This window comes from Plantactinospora sp. B24E8 (assembly GCF_039871735.1).
GTDB lineage: Bacteria > Actinomycetota > Actinomycetes > Mycobacteriales > Micromonosporaceae > Plantactinospora.
Genome location: NZ_JBDPMH010000079.1, coordinates 1 through 1,280, shown reverse-complemented (window position 1 = coordinate 1,280; position 1,280 = coordinate 1). Strand labels below are relative to the sequence as shown.

Here is a 1,280-nt window from a genome sequence, read left to right as displayed (position 1 = left end):
GGCGGCAGGTACATGAGCGCTGCGATCACGGCCAGCTCGACGGTCTCCCGGGCGGCGAGACCGGTCTGCGGATCGTCGGCCAGCAGGGCGTCGGGATAGGGACCGAGCTCGGTGGACCACTCCAGCGGGTCACCATACGGTACCGTCCGGTGACCGGCCGCCTTGCGGCTGTCGAGGAAGACGTTCGTGGCGATCCGGTAGAGCCAGGTGCGCGCCGACGCCCGACCCTCGAAGCGGTCGCGAGCCCGCCAGGCACGCAGGAAGGTCTCCTGCACCAGGTCGTCCGCGTCGGTGACGTTCCCGGCGAGGCGGTAGCAGTGCACGTGTAGCTCACGCCGGTGCTCGTCGAAGGCGCGCTGCAGCCAGACCGCCGGCTCGTCAGGCGAGTCGGACATGTGATCTCCCCGGGGCTGAGTGGGCCTCACCACCGTACTGACGACCGCGGACCCCATCCGTCATCGGTCACCGATGACGATCGCCGACTCGGTCGTCTGTACCTGTGACCGAACCCCACTCCACGAAGGAGACAGCCATGACGGCAACCCCCGCGTCCGGCGCCGCCGCGCCCCCGGTCGTCGACCGGGAGACCTGGCTGCGCGAGCGCAACGAACTGCTGGTCCGGGAGAAGGCCCATACCCGCGAGGGAGACGCGATCGCAGCCGCTCGTCGTCAGCTGCCGATGACCCTGATGCCGACGGTGACGGTGCGGGGCCCTGGCGGGGACACCCCGCTGGTGGAGGTGTTCGAGGGCCGCCGGATGCTCATCGCCTACTTCCACATGTGGCACGACGGCAAACCGTACGAGCATCAGTGTGAGGGGTGCACCTTCTCGACCTGTCACCTGCAGATGCTGGACTACCTGCACGCTCGGGACGTCACCTACGCCGTGTTCTGCCAGGGTCCCTACGACGAAAGTGCCCCGTTCGCGGAGTTCATGGGCTACAGGTTCCCCTGGTATTCGGCGAGAGACTCCGACCCGGCTCTGGCCGACGGTCGCGACTTCGGGTTCATCGCGTGCTACCTGCGCGACGGCGACGAGGTCTACGAAACCTACTGGACCACCGGGCGGGGCGTGGAGGCGTTGATGACCACCTACCACGCCCTGGACCTCACGGTGTACGGCCGGCAAGAGAACTGGGAAAACTCGCCTGAAGGCTGGCCGCGGGTCACCGGGCACCCGTGGCGTCTCGACGGCCGCCCCACCGCGCAATGGTCACGCCCCGGCGTCGCACCGCGATGACGTCCTGATGATCAAGGTGATCATGCTCGGGTCGGCCGCG

Annotated in this window: 2 protein-coding genes; one reads left to right on the top strand and one right to left on the bottom strand. The window is 68.4% G+C overall.

The window, feature by feature from the left end; translation table 11 throughout:
* The coding region (locus ABGB21_RS36830; RefSeq protein ID WP_347658667.1) for a sigma-70 family RNA polymerase sigma factor at positions 1-395 on the bottom strand (395 nt) is incomplete at its 3' end.
* 137 nt (positions 396-532) lie between these two features.
* Here ABGB21_RS36830 and ABGB21_RS36825 point away from each other — a divergent pair.
* A complete protein-coding gene (locus ABGB21_RS36825) occupies positions 533-1,240 on the top strand; it encodes a DUF899 family protein (RefSeq protein WP_347681768.1) in 708 nt (235 codons plus the stop codon).
* Positions 1,241-1,280 lie beyond the last annotated feature (40 nt).

Excerpts from the sequence above, each read along its gene's own strand:
- ABGB21_RS36825 (WP_347681768.1), top strand. The coding sequence starts at position 533 with ATGACGGCAACCCCCGCGTCCGGCGCCGCCGCGCCCCCGGTCGTCGAC.